Annotated in this window: 21 protein-coding genes and 3 tRNA genes; 10 read left to right on the forward strand and 14 right to left on the reverse strand. The window is 50.2% G+C overall.

The features are described from left to right. The first annotated feature begins 209 nt into the window (after positions 1–209). Both ACXAFR_RS10240 and ACXAFR_RS10245 read left to right on the forward strand, forming a co-directional pair. Positions 210–620, forward strand: a complete 411-nt coding sequence (locus tag ACXAFR_RS10240) for a hypothetical protein (RefSeq protein WP_475176332.1) — start codon at positions 210–212, stop codon at positions 618–620. A gap of 66 nt (positions 621–686) precedes the next feature. After that, complete coding sequence (locus tag ACXAFR_RS10245) at positions 687–1,469, forward strand: DUF748 domain-containing protein (RefSeq protein ID WP_475176334.1); 783 nt, start codon at positions 687–689, stop codon at positions 1,467–1,469. Positions 1,470–1,545: 76 nt separating this feature from the next. Here ACXAFR_RS10245 and ACXAFR_RS10250 read toward each other — a convergent pair whose 3' ends face one another. The 7 genes from ACXAFR_RS10250 to ACXAFR_RS10280 all read right to left on the reverse strand — a co-directional run bounded on the left by ACXAFR_RS10250 (position 1,546) and on the right by ACXAFR_RS10280 (position 7,496). Beyond that, a complete protein-coding gene (locus ACXAFR_RS10250) occupies positions 1,546–1,887 on the reverse strand; it encodes a hypothetical protein (protein WP_475176335.1) in 342 nt (113 codons plus the stop codon). A 209-nt stretch (positions 1,888–2,096) separates the two neighbouring features. Beyond that, a complete protein-coding gene (gene xrtE / locus ACXAFR_RS10255; protein WP_475176338.1) occupies positions 2,097–3,728 on the reverse strand; it encodes an exosortase E/protease, VPEID-CTERM system in 1,632 nt (543 codons plus the stop codon). A 193-nt stretch (positions 3,729–3,921) separates the two neighbouring features. Next, positions 3,922–4,263: a hypothetical protein gene (locus ACXAFR_RS10260; protein WP_475176340.1), complete on the reverse strand. Its 342-nt coding sequence runs from the start codon at positions 4,261–4,263 to the stop codon at positions 3,922–3,924. A 282-nt stretch (positions 4,264–4,545) separates the two neighbouring features. Beyond that, entirely contained in the window at positions 4,546–4,776 is a 231-nt protein-coding gene (locus tag ACXAFR_RS10265) for a DUF2789 domain-containing protein (protein WP_475176344.1), read from the reverse strand. Positions 4,777–4,883: 107 nt separating this feature from the next. Continuing rightward, positions 4,884–5,486, reverse strand: coding sequence for an acyltransferase (locus ACXAFR_RS10270; protein WP_475176346.1), 603 nt, complete (start codon positions 5,484–5,486; stop codon positions 4,884–4,886). 133 nt (positions 5,487–5,619) lie between these two features. Next, a complete protein-coding gene (locus ACXAFR_RS10275; protein ID WP_475176349.1) occupies positions 5,620–6,363 on the reverse strand; it encodes an endonuclease/exonuclease/phosphatase family protein in 744 nt (247 codons plus the stop codon). A 2-nt stretch (positions 6,364–6,365) separates the two neighbouring features. After that, entirely contained in the window at positions 6,366–7,496 is a 1,131-nt protein-coding gene (locus tag ACXAFR_RS10280; protein ID WP_475176352.1) for a phospholipase D-like domain-containing protein, read from the reverse strand. Positions 7,497–7,621: 125 nt separating this feature from the next. On the opposite strand from ACXAFR_RS10280, the gene ACXAFR_RS10285 reads away from it, so the two are divergent. Then, on the forward strand, positions 7,622–8,212 hold the full coding sequence (locus tag ACXAFR_RS10285) for a DNA-J related domain-containing protein (RefSeq protein ID WP_475176353.1): 591 nt from the start codon (positions 7,622–7,624) through the stop codon (positions 8,210–8,212). A 28-nt stretch (positions 8,213–8,240) separates the two neighbouring features. On the opposite strand, the gene ACXAFR_RS10290 is transcribed toward ACXAFR_RS10285, so the two are convergent. The 3 genes from ACXAFR_RS10290 to ACXAFR_RS10300 all read right to left on the reverse strand — a co-directional run bounded on the left by ACXAFR_RS10290 (position 8,241) and on the right by ACXAFR_RS10300 (position 10,699). After that, positions 8,241–9,287: a class I SAM-dependent methyltransferase gene (locus ACXAFR_RS10290; protein ID WP_475176354.1), complete on the reverse strand. Its 1,047-nt coding sequence runs from the start codon at positions 9,285–9,287 to the stop codon at positions 8,241–8,243. A 17-nt stretch (positions 9,288–9,304) separates the two neighbouring features. Next, complete coding sequence (locus tag ACXAFR_RS10295; RefSeq protein WP_475176357.1) at positions 9,305–10,015, reverse strand: pseudouridine synthase; 711 nt, start codon at positions 10,013–10,015, stop codon at positions 9,305–9,307. A 234-nt stretch (positions 10,016–10,249) separates the two neighbouring features. Beyond that, the gene (locus ACXAFR_RS10300) at positions 10,250–10,699 is read right to left on the reverse strand and encodes a response regulator (protein WP_475176359.1); all 450 of its coding nucleotides are present in this window, start codon (positions 10,697–10,699) and stop codon (positions 10,250–10,252) included. A 284-nt stretch (positions 10,700–10,983) separates the two neighbouring features. Here ACXAFR_RS10300 and ACXAFR_RS10305 point away from each other — a divergent pair, with 284 nt between their 5' ends. Then, positions 10,984–11,805 (forward strand): XRE family transcriptional regulator, encoded by an 822-nt coding sequence (locus ACXAFR_RS10305; protein ID WP_475176360.1) that lies wholly within the window; start codon positions 10,984–10,986, stop codon positions 11,803–11,805. Here the strand turns inward: ACXAFR_RS10305 and ACXAFR_RS10310 are convergent. Next, the gene (locus tag ACXAFR_RS10310) at positions 11,760–14,126 is read right to left on the reverse strand and encodes an ATP-binding protein (RefSeq protein ID WP_475176363.1); all 2,367 of its coding nucleotides are present in this window, start codon (positions 14,124–14,126) and stop codon (positions 11,760–11,762) included. The two genes, ACXAFR_RS10305 and ACXAFR_RS10310, sit on opposite strands and share 46 nt — an antisense overlap. After that, positions 14,110–14,742, reverse strand: a complete 633-nt coding sequence (locus tag ACXAFR_RS10315; RefSeq protein ID WP_475176367.1) for a biliverdin-producing heme oxygenase — start codon at positions 14,740–14,742, stop codon at positions 14,110–14,112. Before ACXAFR_RS10315 ends, ACXAFR_RS10310 begins: the two co-directional genes overlap by 17 nt. Before the next feature lie 391 nt (positions 14,743–15,133). Between ACXAFR_RS10315 and ACXAFR_RS10320 the strand changes: the two genes are divergently transcribed. The 3 genes from ACXAFR_RS10320 (at position 15,134) to ACXAFR_RS10330 (ending at position 15,553) form a co-directional block, all read left to right on the forward strand. Next, positions 15,134–15,210: transfer RNA gene (locus tag ACXAFR_RS10320), tRNA-Pro, on the forward strand. A 74-nt stretch (positions 15,211–15,284) separates the two neighbouring features. Beyond that, positions 15,285–15,361, forward strand: a tRNA-Arg gene (locus ACXAFR_RS10325). A gap of 116 nt (positions 15,362–15,477) precedes the next feature. After that, positions 15,478–15,553: transfer RNA gene (locus ACXAFR_RS10330), tRNA-His, on the forward strand. 286 nt (positions 15,554–15,839) lie between these two features. On the opposite strand, the gene ACXAFR_RS10335 is transcribed toward ACXAFR_RS10330, so the two are convergent. Beyond that, positions 15,840–16,475: a response regulator transcription factor gene (locus tag ACXAFR_RS10335; RefSeq protein ID WP_475176371.1), complete on the reverse strand. Its 636-nt coding sequence runs from the start codon at positions 16,473–16,475 to the stop codon at positions 15,840–15,842. Next, on the reverse strand, positions 16,453–17,751 hold the full coding sequence (locus tag ACXAFR_RS10340; protein WP_475176373.1) for a sensor histidine kinase: 1,299 nt from the start codon (positions 17,749–17,751) through the stop codon (positions 16,453–16,455). The genes ACXAFR_RS10335 and ACXAFR_RS10340 overlap by 23 nt, the downstream gene beginning before the upstream one ends. A gap of 396 nt (positions 17,752–18,147) precedes the next feature. On the opposite strand from ACXAFR_RS10340, the gene amt reads away from it, so the two are divergent. The 3 genes from amt (at position 18,148) to ACXAFR_RS10355 (ending at position 23,121) form a co-directional block, all read left to right on the forward strand. Beyond that, complete coding sequence (amt, locus tag ACXAFR_RS10345; RefSeq protein WP_475176374.1) at positions 18,148–20,319, forward strand: ammonium transporter; 2,172 nt, start codon at positions 18,148–18,150, stop codon at positions 20,317–20,319. 250 nt (positions 20,320–20,569) lie between these two features. Continuing rightward, complete coding sequence (locus ACXAFR_RS10350; RefSeq protein WP_475176377.1) at positions 20,570–22,000, forward strand: NAD-dependent succinate-semialdehyde dehydrogenase; 1,431 nt, start codon at positions 20,570–20,572, stop codon at positions 21,998–22,000. A gap of 68 nt (positions 22,001–22,068) precedes the next feature. Next, a complete protein-coding gene (locus ACXAFR_RS10355; protein ID WP_475176379.1) occupies positions 22,069–23,121 on the forward strand; it encodes an amidohydrolase family protein in 1,053 nt (350 codons plus the stop codon). The last annotated feature ends 12 nt before the right edge of the window (positions 23,122–23,133 follow it).

The following is a 23,133-nucleotide window of genomic DNA, read 5'->3' on the forward strand; positions in this document are numbered from 1 at the left end:
AATTTTAACCAGTTTCGCTTTTATTGGGCATGCTTGAGGGCAAAAAATTCCCCAGTTTCCGGATATTGGCCATTTAGGTTGCGGGAACTGGCCAACATTGATGAGATCAAAAGCCCTGGGGCGGTCGTTCATCTGTCACAAAAATGGGGCGCGAGGCGGTCGATGACGTTGAATGTGCTTTTGAGTCCTGAGGTGAGATTAGAGATCCTATGAAACGAATTGTTGCTGCCATTGGCCTGTTGTTATTGATTGCTCTGGGCCTTGCCTACATGGATAGCCACTATCAGCTCGAGAAGTCGATGGCGAGTTCTGCACAGTTGCGAGAAGAGGTCGCAGGGCTCAGAGCCGAAGTGGATGAACTGCGTGGACAGGTAAAGGCTTTGGATGAGTCCAGTATTCAGGGCGTTGTGCGACAGGCCAATGGTGCGATCATCGATGGTTGGCAGACGTTGATGAATTCGATTGAAGACGAGCTTGAGTCGGCGCGAGAAGCTCTTAAAGAGCAAGAGGGCGACATCAGCGAGCCGGCGCCCCAGGAGCAAAAGCAATCGGAACAGCAAGCGCGGCCAGATACCAGACCCCAGACTCCCAAAGCGCCTGAGGGCATTGAGCACATTTGAAAGGCAGACGTACCCTGTTGTTCGTCGCTTGTCATTTTATCTTTCTAAAGCAAGGAACTGAAAGCAATGAAAGCATTGAAAATACTACTCGGCGTTGTCATCGTCATTGTATTACTGGTGGCGGTGGTATTTGGCGTGGTGTTAGGAAATCTCGACAAGATTGTGAAAACCACCGTGGAAGAGGTTGGGCCCCGAGTTTTGGGAACTGAGGTAGGCTTGCAGGAAGTCGACATCACTCTTAAAGACGGGCGTGCAGAGTTGCATAATCTAACCGTTCACAACCCTGAAGGCTTCAGTGATGCAAACGCCATCAGTTTGGGTGCCGTCGCCGTTGAGATTGACCCCGCCAGTATCGGGGGGGACGTTAAGGTCATCAACGAGGTACTCATCAGTGACATTCAATTGCTGGCAGAGCAAAAGAATCTCACGGACAACAATCTGCAAGCTTTGTTAGATAAGGTGACATCCGGGGCGGGTTCCTCTGAGCAGGTTCCAGCAGAAGAAGATACTGGAGCGAGCGAACCTGTGTTGCTTGCAGTGAAGAAATTCACCTTTGCGGGAGGGAAAATCCAGTTATCGTCTGAGCAGCTCGGAGATGCTGAGTTGGATCTTCCATCTATCTCTCTAGAGAATCTGGGATCTGCGGAAAACGGTCTGACGCCGGAACAGTTGGCAGCGGAAGCGCTGAAACCCGTCTTGGCAACTGCGAAAAAAGCCGTTCAGGATTATGTAACAAAAGAGGCGAAAGGTAAGGCGACAGAAGCGCTGCAAGAAAAGCTTAAGGAAAAGCTGGGTGAAGAAGACACCAAGCGCGCTATGGATGAAGTCAAAAACCTGCTCGGAAATTAATCCCGACAAAAAGTCGTTGCGAAAAAAAGCCCCGGAGGAGCGGCCGGGGCTTTTTCATCGATTTGGCGCCAGATTATCAGTCTTGGCGGACTTTCCGCTCGCGGGCGATAGAGATAAGGCCGGCGATCAGGGAGAGAGCGATGGTTGCACCAGCGGCATTGATCTCAGGAGCGTCAACGGAGGCTTTTGGACCTTTGCCTGGAAGATGGCCGTGCTTGTGGAAGTGCGATTTTTTGCCTTCCAGCTTGGCAAATTTATGGTGATCCAACTGCTGAAACTGAGCACGCTTTTTACGCATCAACTCGATAAGGTTGGGCAGATGCTCTTTCTCATATTTCTGGTGGCTGAACGCCAAAGCGGGTACAGCACTGGTGGTAAGGATGGCTGCGACGCCCAGGCTGGCAACAAACTTCTTCATACTGACTGACCTTCACTGACTGATGGTGTTAACTGTAAGAGCCGGTATTGGCTTCTGAGGTCACTAGAGCAGCTTTGGTGCCAAAAATTAAAATTTCTTTTGGGTCAAAGGGTTAGATGTAAATCTACGAAGAATGAGGGAGTTATTGTACGTGGCGTGTAAATCTTCTCGACATCTCTTTTTTGAGTCTGGCGTATAGATTTTTTACGCTAGAGTACGGACCAGTTTCCGGTCGTAGCAGCATAAATGCACAGTAACCCGTTTGTACCCGCGTGGGCGAGAATGGCATCGCCGACATGCCCGGTTCGAAGACGTACCAGCGCGTAAATAACGCCCGCGACCGAGCCGGCCAACCAGGCGTTGTGAAGCGCACCGAATGCTAATGAAGACAGTAAAATGGCTGCAATATCCCAAGGGAGTCTGCCTTTTAACAACAGAGGGTGTCGAGAAAAACGACACAGCAAATAACCTCGGAATGCCAGCTCTTCAGCGATGGGCACGGTAATCGCAGAACCCACAAAGCGAAATGCTAGCCACACCAGCGCCCATCCCAGGGGCATACTGCTGAAGCCCTCTACGAACTTCTGATTAGCCTCCATATTTTGGCCTAACAGGATCACCCACAGGGCGGCGACAACAACCGCTGCGATAAACGCCTCAAGGCGAGGGCGATAGGGGCCTAACTGCAGGATTGGCCAAACTTTTATCAAAATCGCGGCCACCGCAATCACTCTGATGGGATAAAGGTAATCGAAATCCGCGACTAAGGCAGAGCTGAGCAAGGTAAACGCCAGAAGTATGACCAGGGGGAGTAAGGTCGCTACCGGTTGAGACATTTTGCCGCTTGAAGGCGTCGCTTGCAGTGGGTTACGAGCCAACCAGTGGCTGCGGCTGGCGAACCAGAGAACGCCCAAAGACGTCAAGATAAAGGTTATCCAACCCGCTTGTGAGTGAAATCCACCGACAGCCACGTCCGGGGACCAGTGATAACCGATCATGACCAAAAGAGCGATGCGGGCGCTATTGAGCAGCCATATCACCAAAGCACCGATTGGAAATAGGAGAAGCGCACGTGGGAAGCGCAGTTCTTGGCGATGGATAAACAAATAGATCCCAACGAAGGCACTGATTAACCCAATGCCTTCGTAACCGGAGCACGCGGGGGCGACTGAAACGATAAAATCACCGAGCCCAAGTGTTTTCCGAGACGCGTCCACATAGAGGAGTTCGTCGGGATAAGCTCCCAAAAGCCAGACAGTCACCGCAAAAGTTTTGTCTGCTAAGGGGTCCCAAAAATCCTGGCTCGCCGTCGCAAGCAGCCAGGTTGCGGCACCGATAATGAGTGCAGCCAAAAGGCTTAACCACTCTCGTCGGAGCAATTGCGTTAAAACCGAGGTCGGCGCCAGTACCAATAACCAGCAGACAAGAAGTGCAATGCCACTGGCCGCCCAGGCGCTGTAGATTCCTAGCGACAATCGCTGTGTATCGGCGCTTGAAAAGATAATTTGAGTGACCAGGAAAAATGGAATCAGGCAGATGAGATGGGCGACGAAAAACAGCAGACTGCGTTTTAAGGAATAGGATGCTTGGAGCGCTTCTAGGTATTCACCATAACGTGGGTATAGGAAAAATCCGAATACAAATAACGTCAGCACACCCACTTTAGCCAGATCACCCAAATAGGCAAATCCGAGTCCCAATCCTGTAAGTTGGTCCGAACCCAACAGAATGCGAGCGTCGAAAGACTGACTGATGAGGAGGATTTCCAGAAGGAGGAGCGCGGCGAGAGCGAGGCTGATTGCCGGTAACGATTGGGCGCGTAACAACACAGAACTATCCACAAGAATTCTGCTTAAGAATAGCAGACTGATAGCGACAACTGGTGAATTCGAGCGACTTTTACCTGGCGGCTGGCTTCTGCAGGCGTTCAGTTGGAGCAGGCCCTGGTGGGACGTTAATGGTTACAAATCTGACGGGCAAAAAAAAGCCCCGGAGGAGCGGCCGGGGCTTTTTCATCGATTTGGCGCCAGATTATCAGTCTTGGCGGACTTTCCGCTCGCGGGCGATAGAAATAAGGCCAGCGATCAGCGAGAGGGCAATGGTTGCGCCAGCGGCATTGATCTCAGGAGCGTCAACGGAGGCTTTTGGACCTTTGCCTGGACGATGACCATGCTTGTGGAAGTGCGATTTTTTGCCTTCCAGCTTGGCAAATTTATGGTGATCCAACTGCTGAAACTGAGCACGCTTTTTACGCATCAACTCGATAAGGTTGGGCAGATGCTCTTTCTCATATTTCTGGTGGCTGAACGCCAAAGCGGGTACAGCACTGGTGGTAAGGATGGCTGCGACGCCCAGGCTGGCAACAAACTTCTTCATACTGACTGACCTTCACTGACTGATGGTGTTAACTGTAAGAGCCGGTATTGGCTTCTGAGGTCACTAGAGCAGCTTTGGTGCCAAAAATTAAAAATTCTTTTAGATCAGAGAGTTAGATGTAAATCTACGAAGAATGAGGGAGTTATTGTACGTGGCGTGTAAATCTTCTCGACAAATGGGGTTCCATCTACGGTCTATCGCAGAGAAGGTCGGCGTCGCGCATCCCATAGTGTCAGGTTTTATGGGGCTTGAACGAAGCTCGCCCCAGAAGATTTGATGTCTCTAGCGCAGTCGGGTGTTTAGTTGGTCGACAATTTCTGCCCAATCCGCATCGTCATTTAGAGTTTGCTGTAGGAATTTCGATTGAGATTCGGACCAAAATGTTGCTGCATGTAATTCGACCTGTCGAGGGAGGGGGCGATGCTCGTCGATAAAGCGGTCAATCTCCGACGATGAGCTTGGTAAGCCAAGTTGGTCGAACAGAGAGCTCAGTGAATGATGGCTGGTTTCCATCGGTAAATTCCTCTGATTGCGCGTTGATGTGGAGAGTTATACGCAATCAAGAATGCCGTGGCTCGAGTATTGACGGGGGCTAGAACAATTAAAGACAGTCTCGGGCGTTATCGCCGGGTAAAACTCGGTGTTGTCGGCGCATTGTCCACCTTGCCGTCAGCAGGGACGTCTCGGGTGACGATGCTGCCAGCGCTGATCACCGCTCGGTCACCGATGGTGATACTGGGCCCAATGATCGCGCCGGCGCCGATCCAGACTTCTTCCCCAATAATCAATGGACCGCTCGCCGCGAGCGGGACATCCACATGGGTATCAAGCTGGCGAAATAAGGAGCGGCTATTGATCAGCTTTGCATCGCGAGAAATCCAGCCATTCGCACCGATGTGAATGCCGTCACGCCCACCATCGAGTAGGCAACCGCGATTGATACCAACCCGATCTGCGATATAAAGCGGGCCCTTTAAAAAGCTGTCGCAAGCAATCTGGCAGCAGTTGCCGACGTGAATTGCGCTCTCTGATGAAGACAAGAATCGGCTGTCGGGTGCAATAAAGCAATCGCCTCCCACCGATAGGGTGTCTGGAGCGGTGAGTTGTGCCTGAAATTGACGTTGCCAATCGTCTGCCCAGCTTTGCTCCGGGGGATTCAGGCCATAGTAAATCCATGGCATAGCGCTCAGTCTGCGAATCAATTGTTCCTGTGCTTGTGTCATACCGGTGTGCTTCTCCTTTTGCTGTACGGAAAGTACATGAACACTGCTATTAGTGTAGTTCTGGGAGATAAAAGTTGCCGAGATTCACCTAAAATAGGAGGTGTATTTCTTAATTTTGGCGCGTTAAATGAAATTAGAACTCTAGATCTGCGAGAATCGGACAGTGATCTGACAAATCTGCCCAGGGTTCTCCGTGGCAAACTTCGCAGTGAGAGATTTCCAGATTGCGAAAATAAATGCGATCAAGTGGCATGCGGGGGCGATGGGATGGGTAGGTTGGCTGCAATTTTCCGTAGAAGCGGGTTACGGCTTCCTCAAGGTTGTTGCGTTGCGATAGGCTGCGATGGATGCGCAGATGCCAATCGTTGAAGTCTCCCATAAGCACCAAGGGCGCATCATCTGGGATCGCTGCTAACCAGTCCTGCAATTTTCGTGTCTGTCGGTATTGCTCCAGGGGCATAAACCCCATATGAATACAGGCGGCATGAACGCAGGTAGCAGCGGTCGGGGCGATTTTTCCATGCAGAATTGAGCGACGAGAATAGCGGGTCAGACTGATGTCGTCGTTTTTGAGGTGCTGAAACGCATATTTTGACAGCAGCGCGTTGCCGTGGTGGCCGGCCTCATAAATGGCGTTTTTGCCGTAAGCGGTATGTTGCCAGACGCTGTCGGCCAAATACTCAAAATGACCTTCTGGGTGCCAGTCGTCGACTTGTTTTGCTCGCTCTTTATGCTCCCCCTGGACTTCCTGTAATGCGACGAGATCGGCATTGGTTCGGCGAATGGCGTTGCGAATGTGCTCCAGGACATAGGAGCGGTTATCCCGTGTAAAACCTTTGTGAATGTTATAGGTGAGAACTCTAATCTTTTGAGGCATATTCACATCCAATAGCGCAGTAGAATGGCAAACCATCCGAACAGTCGTCGCAAAAGTCGTTGACGGCTGGAAGCTGCGTCAAGTGCGATAGATTCCGACATCTCACGCCGCAGCCATTGTTGGAGTTTTTGCTGGCTGTCTGGTTCCTGCAAAGCCACATCGAGCTCCAAGTCGTGAAGAAAACTACGGTGATTAAAGTTGGTGCTGCCGATGATGTGCAGATCGTCAAGAATCAATGCTTTTGCGTGGATCATTGCCGGCTGGTATTCGTAGACCTTAACACCTCCGGCTAATAGGTCAGCATAGTAGGTGCTGGTCAGAGCGCGAGACAATTGATGGTCGGATTTGGCGGGAACGACTAGCCGTACATCCACTCCGCGCTTACTGGCTTTGCGTAAACCCCTCACGACTCGGATAGACGGCGCAAAATAGGCACTCACAATCCACACCCGATTTTTCGCCTGCAATATACGTTTTATCAAAAAACGGCTCTTGCGGCGTCTGGCTCTGAGGGTGAAATTGCTCCAGTAGCTCTGAAACAAACTTTTGCTGGGGCGAGGGCGGCGTCGGTTCCAGAGTCTGTCAAAATCTTGTTGAATGTCGGCGACCAGGGGGCCCGTTACTCGCAAGCCATAGTCTCTCCAGCCTGCGCCTCCAGCTGCGACGCTGATATGGTCTGCGCAGATATTGAAGCTGCCTGTCCAAAAACGGTCTTGATCAATGATGCAGAGCTTGCGGTGATCTCGATTATTGATACGGCGGAAGAAATACACCAGCTTGTTGACCCAAGTGTCGCGCAGCAGGGCTCGGCGATAATGGTGTATTTGCCAGGGAAGCGGATGAAATATTTTTACTTCGATGCCGACAGCTTCCAGGCGTTCAGCGTAGTAGTCACCTGCGCGCCAGCTGCCGACGCCGTCGAGCAGCACCCGCACTGCCACACCACGATGGTGGGCTTCAATGAGTGCATCGGCAACGGCGTCGCCGATCGTATCCCGCGCGAATATATAGCATTCCAGGTCGATATGTTTACGAGCTTGGTTGATATCCGCAATAAGGCCGTCGAAATACGCATCACCGCTGTCGAAAAGTTGCTCTGTGACTGTCGGGCTGGTTGTTGGCGTAGGACTCATAAAACAAAACAATTGGAGAATCGTGATAGTTACGTGAATTGTCAGGGAGTGGCTTTACCGCCCGGCAAGTTTGCTAGGCTTAGTGAAAACGTGCACACGAACTGTTCGTCGGAGCCTCGTTGTTTATGAACAATCCGCTATACCCTGTTGTCATGACGCTTCTGGAAGAGCCGACACTTTGGCCTTTGTCTGAACACGAACTTTTAGGTGTGCTGGTAGCTCGTGGCGCCCTGTCAGAGAATTATGGTGCAACGCCTCTGACACTGTTTCGCACGCATTTTTGCGTGATGAATGCGCTTTATGCCTGCCATCAGCAGCGGCTAAGCCTAGGGATGGGGGGGGTATCTATTTCTCCGCTTGTCATTCGTCCACTGGTCAAGGCCCTGGAAACTCGTGATACCGACGGTGAGTTGATAGAGAGTTCTTGTCTGGGGTTATCTGCTTACTACCTTAACTGGGAAAATTTTCGACAATCCACAGACGACAGTGTCGATGCCTTGCTCAATGACTTTTGGGCGCGTTATTTGACCCAGGATGATGTGGTTGAGGCTCTGCAGGCATTGGGATGCGATGCTAACAGTGACTCTGAAGACATTCGGCGCCAGTACCGGCGACGCATGATGGCAGCTCATCCTGATCGAGGCGGGAGCGAAGCCAGTTCGGCGAAAATTAATCACGCCTACGAGGTGTTAAAGCGTCATCGTCGAGTTGGGTAGTGGCATCAGCCGAGCGGTGATATAACGCTTACAGAGAAAGCGCCACTACCTTGAAGCGATTGTCTTCCGCAAGAAGTGTGCAGCGTTGAAAGTACGCTTGAGCGCGCTCTTCGATGGGTATGAAACGATTGACAACAAAGAGCGCGTACCCCTGAGAGGTTAGCAAGCGTCGGCTGTGACTTAGAAATTTTTCCGTCAGGCTGGTTTCTGTCGCAAAACCTTGATGAAAAGGGGGGTTGCACAAAATAAGATCAAATTGCTCTTGAAGATTTGAGCCACAATCGTCACAGGTGGCATCGACAGGAATACCAAATATTTTCGCATTTTCCGTGATGGTACTGATTGCTGCAACATTGTTGTCCGTGGCTGAACGTTTGGAAATATTTGGCCATCGAGACGTGCTGACCGTCAGGAAGCCGTAGCCACAGCCAAGGTCTAAAATCGATGTGGGTGAATCTAACACCTGTTCACGCCATGAGTCCGCTGTATCCATCAACAGCTGGCTGCCTTGATCGATTTTATTCCAGCCATATAAGCCGGGCTTGCTCATGATTGGGAGATCGTGAAGAGAGTCTATGGCTCTAAGGTGCGTGTAGTTGTCATCGTCAAGCCAAGCGTCAGGTTTGTCGTTCTCCGAGCGTTGCAAGGTTCCGCTATAGGCATTGCCTGACTTGCGTGCCTTGCCAGATTGACCAAAGCAGTTGCCCGCTTTGGTAACGTAAGTCTTTATGCCGTCATTTTTTGCGCCGGTAAGCACAAGGCTTCCGCCAACGTTCAAACTGCCCCACGCTTGATTAATCACCCGGTGGGTAATCGCCTTTTCTTTAGAGACTCGATAGCCTATCGCTTCAAAGCTTCCATTGAGTGAGACCAAGTCAAAATCATTCAGCGTCACGTCAATGTTTGCTTGCCGAAGTTGTTGAAAAATATCAAAGCGATTGGTGATGACCTGGAGTTTATCGATTCCAACCAGGTTGGCCAGACTGGGGGTCAGGTTCTCGTCTGCGATCAGCAGCTTACTGCCTTCAACAGCGGATAGCCGGGAAACGAGAAGTGAAACACTGGGGTCGGTCATTGTCTTTCTTAAATCAGTTATTGTTGCTTTGTGGACGGTGTAACAGATGCAATTTCCTGTTCACTCAACGTTCGAAACTCACCAAAAGATAAGTGATTGTCAAGAACAATACCGCCAATGGCTTCACGATGTAGCGCGGTAACGCGGTTTCCAGTCGCAGCGCACATGCGTTTCACTTGATGATAGCGGCCTTCCTGTAGGGTTAAACGAAGACAGTGGTCGGAGATAATTTCTGTTTTTGCCGGGAGTGTTTTTTTGCGCTCTCCATGCAAAAGAACACCTTCCGCGAATTGCTCTATGATGTGTGGGGATACTTTGTCGGCCAAGTCCACGCGGTATACTTTCCAGCATTCCCTCCGAGGAGAGGTGATCCAGTGGTTCCAGCTGCCATCGTCGGTTAGTAGAACCAAGCCAGTTGTATCAGCATCCAGGCGGCCCGCAACTTGTAAGTTTTCACGCTTTGGTAACTCTAGAAGCTCTTGTACCGGCGGGTGATGAGCGTCTTTCCAGGTGCATACGTATCCACTGGGCTTGTTTAGCATTAGATAGCGGGTCTGTAAGGCAGACAGCAACTCACCATTTAAATGGATTTGAGCATGTCCATCGATGGCGATGGCAAAGTCTTTAACGATGGCCCCGTTTAGAGTTACCCGACCTCGTTTCACGCAGGACCTCGCCTCACGGCGAGACATGTCGGTGGTTGCGGACAAAAATTTATCGAGACGCATGTTGGAAAAGTGATGTTCTTTATATCAGCGCTAAATTGGCAAGCCTAACAAATTTTCGCCGATGTTTAGAGATCTTTTGTGGTGGTGTGCGAACCTTGAGAAGGTTTGAGAAATGACTCGTGCGGTCATCGCGCAATGAAATGCGCGCCAGAGAGCGGGTTCACAACGTGGAAACGCCTTCATACTACCGTGTTAATTGGGTGCTGAAGGCCTGGGCGGTCTTAATCAGGATTTCTACGTGTTGGGTTGAAACGCCAACAGCGCGGATTCAAACCAGTATTTCTTGATGAGAGCGACAATGTCCACCAGCTCTTCATAGAGAACAGGCTTAGTAAAAAAGGAGTTGCCACCATGTTGGTAGGTGAGCTTGATGTCTTCCTCCGAGCTGGACGTAGTAAATACGATGACCGGTATATGTCGGAGATTTGTACTTGCTTTGATTTCCTGTAAGGCGGCGCGACCATCCTTCTTAGGCATATTAAGATCGAGAAGGATTATGGTGGGTTTTTGCTCCAGCCCGTGTAATGCTGTCAGAAGCTCATCCCCATCTTCCACGAAAGTGACATTTTTAGCATCTATCCCATTATCTTTCAGCGCATCCTGCAGCAGGAATTGATCGTCAAGATCATCTTCCGCTATGATCAGCTGTGGCGGCTTTGCTAAGGGATGTAATGTTTTAGTCATGGATCAAAGCTAATTTGAGCGTTTCACGTACAGGCAAAGCATACTCTGCTGTTCAATCGCCCTCTGTCAAGAGGAAATTGACGCCAACTGGAAATCATGACGTCACATCTATGGTTTGCTCTGCTCAAGGATACTGATCGGGGTCGCCTTCACAATTCGCCTACTAAAATTGCGCATAACAGAGTGTGCTCGTTATTGCGACTTGATTCAATCGACGATCTTCATTGAAGCCATTAGAATGTTAATATACTTTGAAATTTATTACTATAGTAATATAGCTGCCCATGAGTGATCAGACCACAGTTAGCGGTAGAATCAACGAGTTGAGGGATTTGTTGGGGCTGTCGCAAAGTGAATTTGCCGATAAGGTGGGGATTACTCAAGGTGCGCTGTCGCAGTTGGAGTCCGGTAAATCCAAATTGTCGTTAGACTCTATTGTGAAAATCAGTCAGGCCTATAACGTAGACTGTAACTGGTTGATCAATGGCATCAGTGTCGTATTTCTCAGAAAGAAACAGCAGGCTGTTAGAGACAGTATGGTAGAGCCATCTTGGCAGGATTTGTGTTTGATTCCCCTGATTAAGGAAGAGGCACACGCGGGTTATATCGATCGTTGTAGTGATGAAGCTTATATCAGCACCCTGGATGTTTATCGAATTCCTGGCTATGAAGAGGGCGTATATCGCCTTTTCGAGGTGGCCGGGACCAGCATGCTGCCGTCAATTTATCCTCGTGAAATTGTTATTTGTGAGCATGCCGGCGAACTAGAGTCGATAGAAAACGGCACTTTGTGTGTCGTGATTGCGAGAGATGGCATTGTTGCCAAACGTGTCTATCGGCACGCTGATGAAGAAAATACTCTGCTGCTGAAAAGCGACAACCCTGAATTTCGGACTTACAGTATTTCTCAAGAGAGCGTCATCGAAATCTGGAAAGTCAAAGGCAAGATCACCAGTGTATTTGCTCAGGAGCAGCTTGTCGATGCCCGTAAAATTGAGCACTTAGAGGCGGATATCCAGTTACTTAAGGAAAAAGTCGCCCAGCTAAATGGTGATGACAATCAGCCGCCTGACGGCTCTTCGGAGTCAGAGTCAGATGGGCGCTGATGGCGGGGCAATTTAATAAAAAACGTTGCACCTTCACCTGGCGTGCTTTCTGCCCAAATAGTTCCGTGGTGTTGATCAATAATTTTTTTGCAGATAGCCAGCCCGATACCTGTGCCGTCGTAGCTTTTGCGAGAGTGCAGACGTTCAAACAATTCAAAGATCTTTTCTGCGTATTTCTGTTCAAATCCAATTCCGTTGTCTTGCACCGAGATGGTGATGTCATCAGTCGTGCTACTGTGCTGGGTAATTCGAATCTGGCACGGACGATCGGGGCTGCGAAATTTGATGGCATTCTGCAGCATATTTAAAAACAGACGATACAATTGTTGTGGTTCGGCTGATACTTTATCGATATCTGTGACATCAATACTGACTTGGCTTTCATTATCACCGAGCTCAATATCGGCAATTAAATCCTGCACGAGAGGTTTGATTTTGACGCATTGCTGAGGCTTGCTCTTTTTGCTCACCCGAGAGAAGGTCAAGAGATCCTGGATGAGAAGCTGCATGCGCTTTGAGGCATTGATCAAGCGATTAAGGTAGTCGAGACCACGTTCATCGAGTACGCCGCCGTTAGTTAACTGGTGTTGCAGTCGATTTCCAAACGATTGAATTTTACGTAGTGGTTCCTGCAAATCATGGGAGGCAACGTATGCAAATTGCTCCAATTCACGATTAGAAGCTTGAACAGATTGCAGGGCCTTGGTCAACTCGGCCTGTGCCATTTCTCGTTGGGTGATTTCGTTCATGAGCTTGCTGGTGCGATCCCCGACCATTCGCTCCAGCTTGCGATTCTGTGCGGAGATCTGTTCAGTGCGCCGCAGTTCATAATTGACAACGGTATTTCGAAAATTGAGGGCAGTGGAGACTTCAACTTGCTGCCAACCATGGGAGGTATTTTTGACGTTTTCTTTCCAGAGCTCAAACGACTTGCGTGGCATTAAGCGGTGGCTGCCGTCGTCTAAGAACTCAATGATTTTTTCCGGTTTTCCACCCCAGTTTTTCGTGTGAATGACTTCCTTGCGGAACCACATCAAAAACTTTCGTTCTTTAACGGAGATAGGTAGCACCAGAATACCGCTTGCATCGGCGGCAATATGGGCAAATTTCCCGGATGCCTGAAAAAGATTATCCGTAAAATAGATGGATTCATCTTCCAGTTCTTGGGACTTTATCCAGTCGAAGATCTGATGAATTACGTCATCTGGAGGGGTCACACCAAAGCTCTCCAGATCTTTATCCAAGCGCCAGGTAACGCCATCGGCATTCACGAGTTCGCAAAGCAATTGATGTTCGCGACGTAGTGCGGCGACAAAGTCTTCGGCGTTGGCCATCTTCTCGCTCAACGCTGCATTAATTGTCTGTAGGCTGGCGACGACCATCCGAGCCTGTGCGCGGGTTTTTACCGTGATTAAATGCGAAACCGCCATCCCCAAGTGGGTGGCGATCTCCCGCACTTGAAATGGAACGATATGCGGCGCGTAATGGTGGCAAGCGATGAGCCCCCAAAGCTTATCTTCAACCACAATGCTGATCGACATTGAGGCTTGTACTCCCATATTGCGAAGATATTGCCCGTGAATGGGAGAGACGCTTCGCAGGGTGCTGCTGCTTAAATCAATAAAGCGGTCATCGGGGAAAATTGGCTCTGGCACGGCGTCGACATTGGCGAACAACCGAATGCGATTGCGAAGGTAAAGTTCTCTGGCTTGTGCAGGGATGTCCGATTCAGGAAAATGCTGCTTCAGGTACGAATTCAGCGATTCTATCTTTGATTCCGCGACCACTTCGCCATTGTAGTTATCGTCAAACCGATACAGCATGACGCGATCGAATCCCGTAAGTGCTCGAACTTCATTGACCGTCGTCGAGAAGATTTCCTCTAGCGTTTCCAGGTTGACTAACTGATTGTTTAAATTTCGAATACTGTGGTAGTAGTCAGCAGTCTGTAACATCTGAAAATCAAGAAAAGGCTCAAAATCCAACAAAAGATAGTCTTCATTGCAGCTGACAATTAACTGCAATTGTTCTCCGGAATTAGGTAAGTCAACCGTAACGGGGTTGATGCGATCGCATTCTGCCTGGGAGACCACCTCTCGCAGGTTTTTTACGATTCCATCTTGCAGGAGATCCTGAGCGCTCAATTGAAGAATTGTTTTCAGCGGTTTTTGAAAGATGTCACTGGCATTACGACTGGCGTAGGCGACGTTGAGCGTTTCTTGGTGGAGCGCCAAAAACATCCCGTGAGGCTGGATGCTTTGTGGGCGATGAATAGGCTCCTCATGACAGTTGTCGAGGGTTACATCAAAGCGCGTATTCATCCTTTCCCCGCTGGCTGGAAGCTCTTCTGACTTCGTCAGTAATCAACTGAAAGGCGGCACGTGCCCCCTCAATAATGGTATTCTGTTGTAAGGGTTGCTGGCTTGCATAATCGGCAATAAGCTGACGAAACTCTCGCCAGCGGGAGCCTCGCTTCTCGCCATAACTGTTAAAAAAATTCAGGTGTTGTGCTGGATCGATCCAAGGATGACGCTGCTGCAATTGTCGTTCGATGATCTGGCCACCCAGAGTTGCACCTTCCATAACATACCAGGCGCCGAGCATCTTAGCTTCTGAGTCAAATCCAAAAGCTTGGCAAGTTAGATTGTCCGAAGAGGCCGGTGAGTACAGTTGTTTTAAGTTGTTGAGATCCTGCAGCAGTCTCCCAGTTTTGGCTCTTTCCTGCAGCAGCTCTCTACCTAGAGGAAAGGCCTGGGCCGCCGTCTCTAACCGGTTATAGGCCTTGTAGAATCCACAGAGTAGGGTATAGAAAGCGTTCGGCGAGAGTTCGTCTTGGAAAAGGTGCCTATCGACGACGGCTTCTACCGTGTCGTGCAGATCTTGGGTTTCCTGTCGGAGTCGCTCCAGAATCATGGAAGAATTTGCCTGTTGGGCCATACGTTGGCCTCTCTCGCCTCATACTACACACGCTCACTTCAAAGCGATTGGAATTCGTTTTGACAGGTGACGTAATTATTACAGTCTCGTCGACTATATCGCGACTTTCGACAGTATCGCAATCAATACGCTGGCGCGAGGAGTTGGGACCAGAATGCCTTGTGGTTGGAGCGCGTTGACAGCTATGTGTTGAAACGCGGTCTAGGTTTTTGTTCTTTAAATCAGAAAATGTTATGGTCTCCAACGAGTTACATTTAGGCATGTGGGGCTTAGCCGATTGATTTACCGATCAGATTGCTCTCAAGTGATTTGCAAAATCTTAAGCAAAAAACGTTGACGCAGTCGGGCCCCATCGGTAATATGCGCACCTCCTCAACTTGGGGTGAATGTACGGAGTGTAGCGCAGCTTGGTAGCGCATCTGGTTTGGGACCAGAGGGTCGGGGGTTCGAATCCCTCCACTCCGACCAATGATCAACGATGTCGAGATCTTTCCTTAGTTCTCACGTCCGGGGTTCAATCCGTGCCGCTCTGGCATGAAAGAGCGCCCGTAGCTCAGTTGGATAGAGCATCCGCCTTCTAAGCGGATGGTCGCAGGTTCGAATCCTGCCGGGCGCGCCATTTGGTAGTCGACACCGGCGTGGATGCAGTCGAGCTCGGTGTCAGGTTGTGCTTCCGTCTTTAATGGCAATACAAATGGGATTTTCTGGCGAAACAGAAATTGACCATTTTCTATGGTGGGCGTAGCTCAGTTGGTAGAGCCCTGGATTGTGATTCCAGTGGTCGCGGGTTCGATCCCCGTCGCTCACCCCATTCCCTCGAGCTAGTCCAGTCTTCAGATGTAGTTGGTTTAATTCAGCGACTCTTCGTCCGTAAAGCTATTCAACTAATCATTTCATTTTTAGGAATTTTAGAGTGGCGATTTGGGATAAAAAAAGCCAACCCGCTAGGGTTGGCTCTATATGACAACGGGATGTGGCCCGTTCTCAAGGAGACATGGCTTGAATGGGAAGTTTCAAGCCAAATCCAGTATCCCGCTTGGCTATGATTCAGGAAAGGGAAGTTTTCCCGTTTTCAGTGAAGAGAATTCCCACAAGCGCTAAACCGCAACCTTAACAAACCCTTTTTCAATCGCCAGGTGGACCAGTTCTGTGCTGGTCGAAACTTGCAGCTTGCTTTTCAATTGGGTGATGGCGTTGGAGACGGTTTTGTCGGAGATATTCAGATCTGTGGCGATTCGATTGCGCTTTAAGCCCTTTGCCACGCCCATAAACACATCGAACTCTCTTTGAGTCAACTGATCGCAGATGTCCTTCTCTTCGTTGCAGGAATATGTTGCCAGGCTGATGGCTAAGTCATGCTCGATGTAGGTTTTGCCTTCCATAACGGCGCGGATGGCTTCTATCATGGTTTCCGGCTTACTGCGTTTGCTCAGGTAGCCTCTGGCGCCAGTTTTCATGGCTCGATAAACAACGCTGGCTTCATCAAACATGCTAAAAAAGATGATTTTTGTGCCTTCCCAACGGCTCAATATGCGTGATGCCAAACTCAGGCCGCTAGCCTGCTCCAAATTGATATCAAGGATGACGAGATCCATAACTTGGTTGTTGAGCGACGTTAAGGCTTGCTGTGGGCTTTCCGCTTCAAAGACAGTCGTTGCCGGAAGCATCATGGACAAAAGGGCGGCATAGCCTTGCCGAACCACAGCATGGTCATCCACAAGCAGAATATTCATGGGATATGGTCTCATTTTTAGTCATTAATGGTATTTTTAGGCGCAAGCGCACGCCATCATTGTTATTGTCGACATCAAGCTGTCCCTGCAGCAGTGCGGCTCGATCGCGCATGGACTCCAGTCCCAGCCCCTCTGACATTTGCGAATCTGCCGATACCGAAATGCCGATGCCATTGTCTGCGATGATAAGGGTGATTTCTTCCTGGTTGACGTCAAACATGACGTGTACCAAAGTCGCCTGGGCATGACGGGCGACATTGTTTAGAGCCTCCTGAGCAATGCGATAGATGTGGGTGTCCCTGTCTACGTCGATTGAGAGGTCCTCACCGAGGCTCCGGAAATTAGCGGTTATTTGATGAATGCTCTGCCAGCGTTCGCATAAAAGCCTCAGGCTTGGTATGAGGCCGACACGATTGAGGGGCATCGGGTAGAGTTGATTGGTGAGGTGTTTCAGGCTGCGTTGCATTTCGTCGCATTGATGCTGGATTAGATCACAAGTCTGTTCGACATAGGGGGTATTGCTGCTTTGTTGCTTTAGCATGAACCCCTGTACGGTGAGACCTGTGACCAATTGCCCCAGGTTATCGTGGAGCTCTCTGGCCAGATTGCGCCGTTCCTGTTCTTGTAATTTCGCGAGTCGAGAGCGCAGGCGTAGCACTTGACCCTGCTTACGATTTAGGGATTCTGCCATTTGGCGGTAATGATCAACGAGCTGGTTGATCTCATTGATGTCGCTCTGTTCGACGGCAACGTCGTAGTGGCCTTGCTCAACGGAGCGTAAGCCGCTGCACAACGTTTTTAAGGGGCGTAATTTCGCGGATACCGCAATCCTCAATGTCAGCAATGTGATCAACAGTGAGCCGGCAAAGACGCCAAACACCTGAAACACGGTTGATGTGATTTCGTCGACTTCTGCCCGCTGATTGCCAAAAATCAGTAAGTCCTGTGCACGTCCGTCAGGATCTTTGTACAAAATGTGCCACGCTTTATCTTCTGCAGGGTATAGCCACGAAGAATTAAGGGAAGGTTGGAAGTCCGGATTGGACTCGTTAGCGGGCACCCACCAGGTCCGCAGGTGCCGATTGTGTTTCAGAATCGTCTCCAGGGAGAGGGCAGGTAATTGTTGCGATACGAGAGATTCCGCCAGGGCGAAGGCGGAGCGGCTCTCTCTATGTATGTCGCGTTGCGCCTGATTAAACATCAGGGCTGCCAGCGCAATAAACGCGAACATATAGATAGCAACGATAATGGTCGTTATTTTTTTAGATGCCCGCATGGCGTCGCTTGCTACAGGTTTTTTGTGATTATGAATTCGTAGATTACACCACTTATGGTGGAGAATTCACCAGGACTTTAGCCATGACCTCTTACCTCTTTAGTCGTAACTAGCGCGGGGTTTCAAACAAGCCGTCGAGATTTCCTTTCTGGTGGAGGGGATTGCAGCGGGCGTGATCCGCCAGGATTACCTATGGTTATTAAATTTCACCATTAACAGGCCTTCCTGATAGCATTTTTTTGACTAAGCTTAGGATTCGAGGCCGGAGTGTTGTTTGATACGCCATTGAGTGACACCGGTAGTTTGTCAAACCTGATTTGAGCATACATTTCTGTTGTTATGAGATCGCTTGTCGCCGTTTTGCTCTTCATCCCTTCATTTTGCATCGCGTCACCCTTGGATGATGTTTCTCCCGATCTGCTGGATCTTGGCTGGATGCTGGTTTGTTCTGCGTTAATTTTGTTGATGCAAGCGGGGTTTTGCCTGCTGGAGTCGGGCAGTGTTCGCCGCAAAAACAGCCTCAGCGTCGCTGTAAAGAATTTGTCGGATTTCAAGGTCGCACTACTGGCGTTTTTCTTGGTCGGCTTTGCGGTGGCTAATGGTACATCTATCGCGGGATTGTTTGGTTGGGGAGGCAGTTCGCTGTCGGGAACGGCGGATCCAAGCACTCTCTCTTCCTTTTTGTTCCAGTCGATGTTCGCCGGAACTGCAGCTACAATTTTATCCGGTGCCGTTGCCGAGCGTATGCAATTTATTGGCTATTTGGTGATTTCCTTTGTAGGGGCTGCTGTTGTGTATCCTGTCGTCGCTCACTGGGTCTGGCACCCTCAGGGATGGCTGCAGGCGATGGGTTATATGGATTTCGCGGGTGCCACGGCGGTACATAGTTTAGGTGCGTGGATTGCTCTTGCAGGTGTCATTGTGCTGGGCCCTCGCCAGGGCCGTTTTGATGAGCAGGGTAATCCCCAGCCCATTTATGGCCATGATCTGGCGCTAGCCACTTTGGGCGCGTTTTTACTGTGGTTTGGTTGGTTGGGTTTCAATTGCGGTAGTTTTAACGAATCAAGTGCCGGGATTCCTCTCGTCGGGGTGAATACGGTGTTGGCCGGGGCCGCGGGGGGCGCGGTGTGCCTACTGTGGAATTGCATCTTCAGTCAAACCATTCGTATCGATCAGAGTATCAATGGTTTGCTGGGGGGGCTGGTTGCCGTGACAGCGGGTGCCGCTTGGCTTTCACCTGGAGAAGCAGTGCTTGTTGGTATGGCTGGTGGTGCAATTGCCAGTTTAAGTTCGGTATTTGTGTTGAAGGTATTGCGTCTGGATGATCCTTTAAACGCCATCGGAATACACGGGTTTCCTGCGATATGGGGTGCTATAGCGGTTGCCCTTTTCTGTGGGGCTGACTATCGCGGGTCAATGGGTAGCCAGTTGTTGACTCAATTGCTGGGTGTTGCTGCAATCTTTGTTTGGTCTTTCCTCTGTGGTCTCTTGTTATTCTGTTTATTAAAAGCCTTTGGTCGTTTACGCGTAAGCGCTGACGCAGAAGGCATCGGATTGAATGTTGCAGAGCATGGTGCGCGTACGGTGTTGTATGACACCATGCAGGCGATGCACGAAATTACGCAAAGTGGTGATTTGTCGCGTCGTATCGACATTGAAAATGGAACCGAAGCGGGTGATGTTGCGCAGAAGTTCAATTTGTTGATGGATGACTTTTGTCTCAATCTAAAGCAGATACTCATTAGTTCGCAAACAGTAAAATCCATCTCGGATAACGTCCTAACCTTTAGCGATCACGCAGAAGCGAACATTTCTGTGCAGTCGAACAATACCAGAGAGATCACCCACGCAGTCGAGCAATTAACGGAAATGACCGACACCATACATGCTGAAACCTGTCGGGTGTCCAATGCATCGCAACAAGCAGAAGCCGAAATGGGAAGTACCTCGCAGGTGATTGAAATGGCGATGGGGGCAATCTCTGCCATGCAGCAACTCATCGCAGGATTGCTACCGGTCATGGAGGATTTAAACGAATTTGTTGGTGAAGTGAGTCAAATGTCGGGCGTAATTGACGAAATCGCCAGTCAGACTGGACTGTTGGCGCTTAATGCCAGTATTGAAGCTGCACGTGCTGGAGATGCCGGGCGCGGCTTTGGCGTTGTTGCCGGTGAGGTTGCCGCTTTGGCAAAGCGCACGACCGAATATACCGGTTTGATTTCATCGGCGGTAGGACGCCTGCAAGGAAAAACAGCGGAAGCCGATGATTTGATCCAGCAAGGGCGCTCGCAAGCGGAGCAGTCTGTTCAGACGATAGAAATTACTGGTATGGCCTTTAAGGCGATTACGGATGTCGTCAGTTCGATGAATGAAATCAATGATTCTCTTGTCGCGATTGTGACTGAGCAGGTGGCCGTCACTCAGTCAATTCGTGAAAACCTACACAGCATCAACACACTTAATTCTGAAACTTCCGCAGGTATAAAACGAGTGGTTGATGATGGTGCTCAATTGGGCGGCTTGACGACTGAGTTGCAGTCACTGGTTGAACGTTACCAACTGCATTGAAACCTATCGAGCGATAAGCGGATATCGCTGGAACAGGTCGTTCCAACACGCCTTTGCGCTTGACGGAAATATTCCCCTTCCGCAACACTCTGCCTGTATGGCGAAATAACAACACAGTGTTATTTCCCTCGACAATAATAATGCGCCAAGAGCACGACGGGTGTCGCGTTTTCAAGCGTGACCGTCCTTCGGTAATGGTTTCTGGAGTAATGCCTGCCGTTGCCGTCGAAGCGGATTCATAGGAATGAGCATGTCACAGTATCCCGAACTTCATATGATCATCGGTGGCGAGAAGGTCTCTGCTGAGGGGCGCTCGACACAAGCGGTTATCAATCCCGCCACGGAAGACGTTATTGGCCATCTGCCATTGGCAACCTCGAACGACCTGGCGTTGGCTCTGAATAACGCAGCTAAAGGCTTCGAGCTTTGGTCAAAGTCGACACCACAGCAGCGGCAACAGGTGCTTTTGGGGGCGGCGGATCTGATGCTGGAGCGACAGGAGCAACTGGCTTATGTCGCGACCTTGGAGGAAGGCAAGCCCCTGGCGGAAGCCAGTATCGAAGTTTTGATGAACGTTGGTCTCTTTCGGTTTTATGCCGGAGAGTGCCAGAGAATTTATGGTCGTACGCTGGTGCGCCCGCAGGGCCAGCGATCGACCGTTATCAAAGTTCCGGTAGGGCCGGTAGCGGCATTTGCTCCCTGGAATTTTCCCTTGGGAAATCCCGGCCGTAAATTAGGTGCGCCCATCGCGGCGGGTTGCTCGGTCATTATGAAGGCGGCGGAGGAAACACCGGCGTCGGCGCTCGGTGTTTTACAATGTTTGCTTGATGCCGGTTTACCCGGCGAGGTTGCCCAGGCGGTGTTTGGCGTGCCCGATGATGTTTCGACTCAGCTGTTGGCGTCACCCATTATTCGCAAAGTTTCCTTCACCGGATCGACGGTGGTCGGCAAGCATTTAATGCGCCTCGCCAGCGACGATATGAAGCGTACGACAATGGAGCTGGGCGGCCATGGTCCCGTGCTGGTGTTTGACGATGTTGATTTGGAAACTGTGTTAAACACCGCCGTCGGCCACAAATATCGCAACGCCGGACAGGTGTGTGTGTCTCCTACACGATTTCTCGTACACGATTCAATCATGGATGATTTTATCGCAGGATTTGTTACACGTGCTAAGGCAGTAACCGTTGGCGATGGTTTGCAAGACGATGTGCAAATGGGGCCGATGGCTCACGACCGAGGCCGTAAAAATATCAAAGGTTTGATCGACGAAGCGATCTCCTTGGGGGCTGAACTCCAGTGCGGTGGAAATCCTGTACCCGGTAAAGGCTTTTTCTTTGAACCCACAGTACTGACGCGCGTACCGTTGGAAGCGCAGATAATGAATACCGAACCTTTTGGTCCGGTGGCATTGATCAATTCTTTCTCTACATACGATGAGGCGATCGCTGAAGCCAACCGGCTGCCCTATGGTTTAGCTGCCTACGCCTGGACCCAGGATGCTCAACGCCAAAAATGTCTGGGAACAGATCTGGAAGCCGGAATGGTTGGAATTAATTCGGTCATGATCGGTGGTGCAGATTCACCGTTTGGTGGCATGAAATGGTCGGGGCATGGTCATGAAGATGGTCCCGAAGGATTGGATGCCTGTCTGGTGACGAAAACCGTCCATGAAGGCTGATCTGATCTACCGTCAGGCCACTCAAGTAATGATTGACTCAACAATAACAACAAACCTTTGAGGTCACTATGTCTCACGAACTTAATACTGGCGGCGATCGTGGTTATCGCAGAATTGCTACGGAAGAAGCCTTTGCAACGCGAGAGCAAATTGACGCATTTTTAACGTTAATCAAAAAGGGAAAAGCCGATCAGGGCGTCGTATCTCTGTGGGGGTTTTACGCACAATCGCCATCGGAGCGCGCTACGCAAATCATGGAGAGACTGCTTGATCTGGACGCTCAACGTATCGCTCATATGGACGCGACAGGAATTGACGTGGCCGTACTCGCATTGACGTCGCCGGGCGTTCAGCCTTTTGACGTCGAGCTGGCACGGGGCATGGCCGAACGGGCGAACGATCATCTTGCCGATGCGATCGCAAAGCATCCAGATCGCTTCGTGGGAATGACCTGTGTCGCACCGCAGGACCCGGAGTGGAGTGCTGCTGAAATTCGTCGTGGTGCGGAACTTGGATTTCGTGGTGTGCAAATTAACAGTCATACCCAAGGTGCGTACTTGGATGAAGAAAAGTTTGACCCGATTTTCCGGGCACTGGTGGACGTCGATCAGCCTCTTTACATACATCCCCAAACGTTACCGGATTCGATGATGGGGGACATGGTCAACGCCGGCTTGGATGGCGCGGTGTTTGGTTTTGGCGTGGAAACGGGTTATCACTTGTTGCGCTTGATCACGACCGGCATTTTTGATCGTTACCCAAGTTTAAACATTGTTGTGGGGCATATGGGGGAGGCCTTGCCTTACTGGTTATATCGGCTTGATTATATGCATCAGGCGGGTGTCAGGTCTCAGCGGTATGAGCGTCTGCGACCGCTGAAAAAAACCATTTCTGAATACATGCAGTCCAATGTCTATGTGACCACCAGCGGTATGGCATGGGCGCCGGCGATTAAGTTTGCTCAGAATGTTCTGGGGGAGGATCGAGTTATGTACGCTATGGACTATCCCTACCAATATGTCCCCGACGAAGTTCGTACCCACGATTTATTGGATGTGTCGCTGTTAACTAAGCAAAAGTTAATGCAACGAAATGCCGAGAAGGTATTTAAATTAAGGTGATCGAGAGTTGAG

The sequence above is a fragment of the Pseudomaricurvus sp. ABR4_320 genome (assembly GCF_056159445.1).

Coding starts and splice junctions, on each gene's coding strand:
- ACXAFR_RS10240 (WP_475176332.1), top strand. CDS start 210: ATGAAACGAATTGTTGCTGCCATTGGCCTGTTGTTATTGATTGCTCTG.
- ACXAFR_RS10245 (WP_475176334.1), top strand. CDS start 687: ATGAAAGCATTGAAAATACTACTCGGCGTTGTCATCGTCATTGTATTA.
- ACXAFR_RS10250 (WP_475176335.1), bottom strand. CDS start 1,887: ATGAAGAAGTTTGTTGCCAGCCTGGGCGTCGCAGCCATCCTTACCACC.
- ACXAFR_RS10260 (WP_475176340.1), bottom strand. CDS start 4,263: ATGAAGAAGTTTGTTGCCAGCCTGGGCGTCGCAGCCATCCTTACCACC.
- ACXAFR_RS10265 (WP_475176344.1), bottom strand. CDS start 4,776: ATGGAAACCAGCCATCATTCACTGAGCTCTCTGTTCGACCAACTTGGC.
- ACXAFR_RS10270 (WP_475176346.1), bottom strand. CDS start 5,486: ATGACACAAGCACAGGAACAATTGATTCGCAGACTGAGCGCTATGCCA.
- ACXAFR_RS10275 (WP_475176349.1), bottom strand. CDS start 6,363: ATGCCTCAAAAGATTAGAGTTCTCACCTATAACATTCACAAAGGTTTT.
- ACXAFR_RS10280 (WP_475176352.1), bottom strand. CDS start 7,496: ATGAGTCCTACGCCAACAACCAGCCCGACAGTCACAGAGCAACTTTTC.
- ACXAFR_RS10285 (WP_475176353.1), top strand. CDS start 7,622: ATGAACAATCCGCTATACCCTGTTGTCATGACGCTTCTGGAAGAGCCG.
- ACXAFR_RS10290 (WP_475176354.1), bottom strand. CDS start 9,287: ATGACCGACCCCAGTGTTTCACTTCTCGTTTCCCGGCTATCCGCTGTT.
- ACXAFR_RS10295 (WP_475176357.1), bottom strand. CDS start 10,015: ATGCGTCTCGATAAATTTTTGTCCGCAACCACCGACATGTCTCGCCGT.
- ACXAFR_RS10300 (WP_475176359.1), bottom strand. CDS start 10,699: ATGACTAAAACATTACATCCCTTAGCAAAGCCGCCACAGCTGATCATA.
- ACXAFR_RS10305 (WP_475176360.1), top strand. CDS start 10,984: ATGAGTGATCAGACCACAGTTAGCGGTAGAATCAACGAGTTGAGGGAT.
- ACXAFR_RS10310 (WP_475176363.1), bottom strand. CDS start 14,126: ATGAATACGCGCTTTGATGTAACCCTCGACAACTGTCATGAGGAGCCT.
- ACXAFR_RS10315 (WP_475176367.1), bottom strand. CDS start 14,742: ATGGCCCAACAGGCAAATTCTTCCATGATTCTGGAGCGACTCCGACAG.
- ACXAFR_RS10335 (WP_475176371.1), bottom strand. CDS start 16,475: ATGAATATTCTGCTTGTGGATGACCATGCTGTGGTTCGGCAAGGCTAT.
- ACXAFR_RS10340 (WP_475176373.1), bottom strand. CDS start 17,751: ATGCGGGCATCTAAAAAAATAACGACCATTATCGTTGCTATCTATATG.
- ACXAFR_RS10350 (WP_475176377.1), top strand. CDS start 20,570: ATGTCACAGTATCCCGAACTTCATATGATCATCGGTGGCGAGAAGGTC.
- ACXAFR_RS10355 (WP_475176379.1), top strand. CDS start 22,069: ATGTCTCACGAACTTAATACTGGCGGCGATCGTGGTTATCGCAGAATT.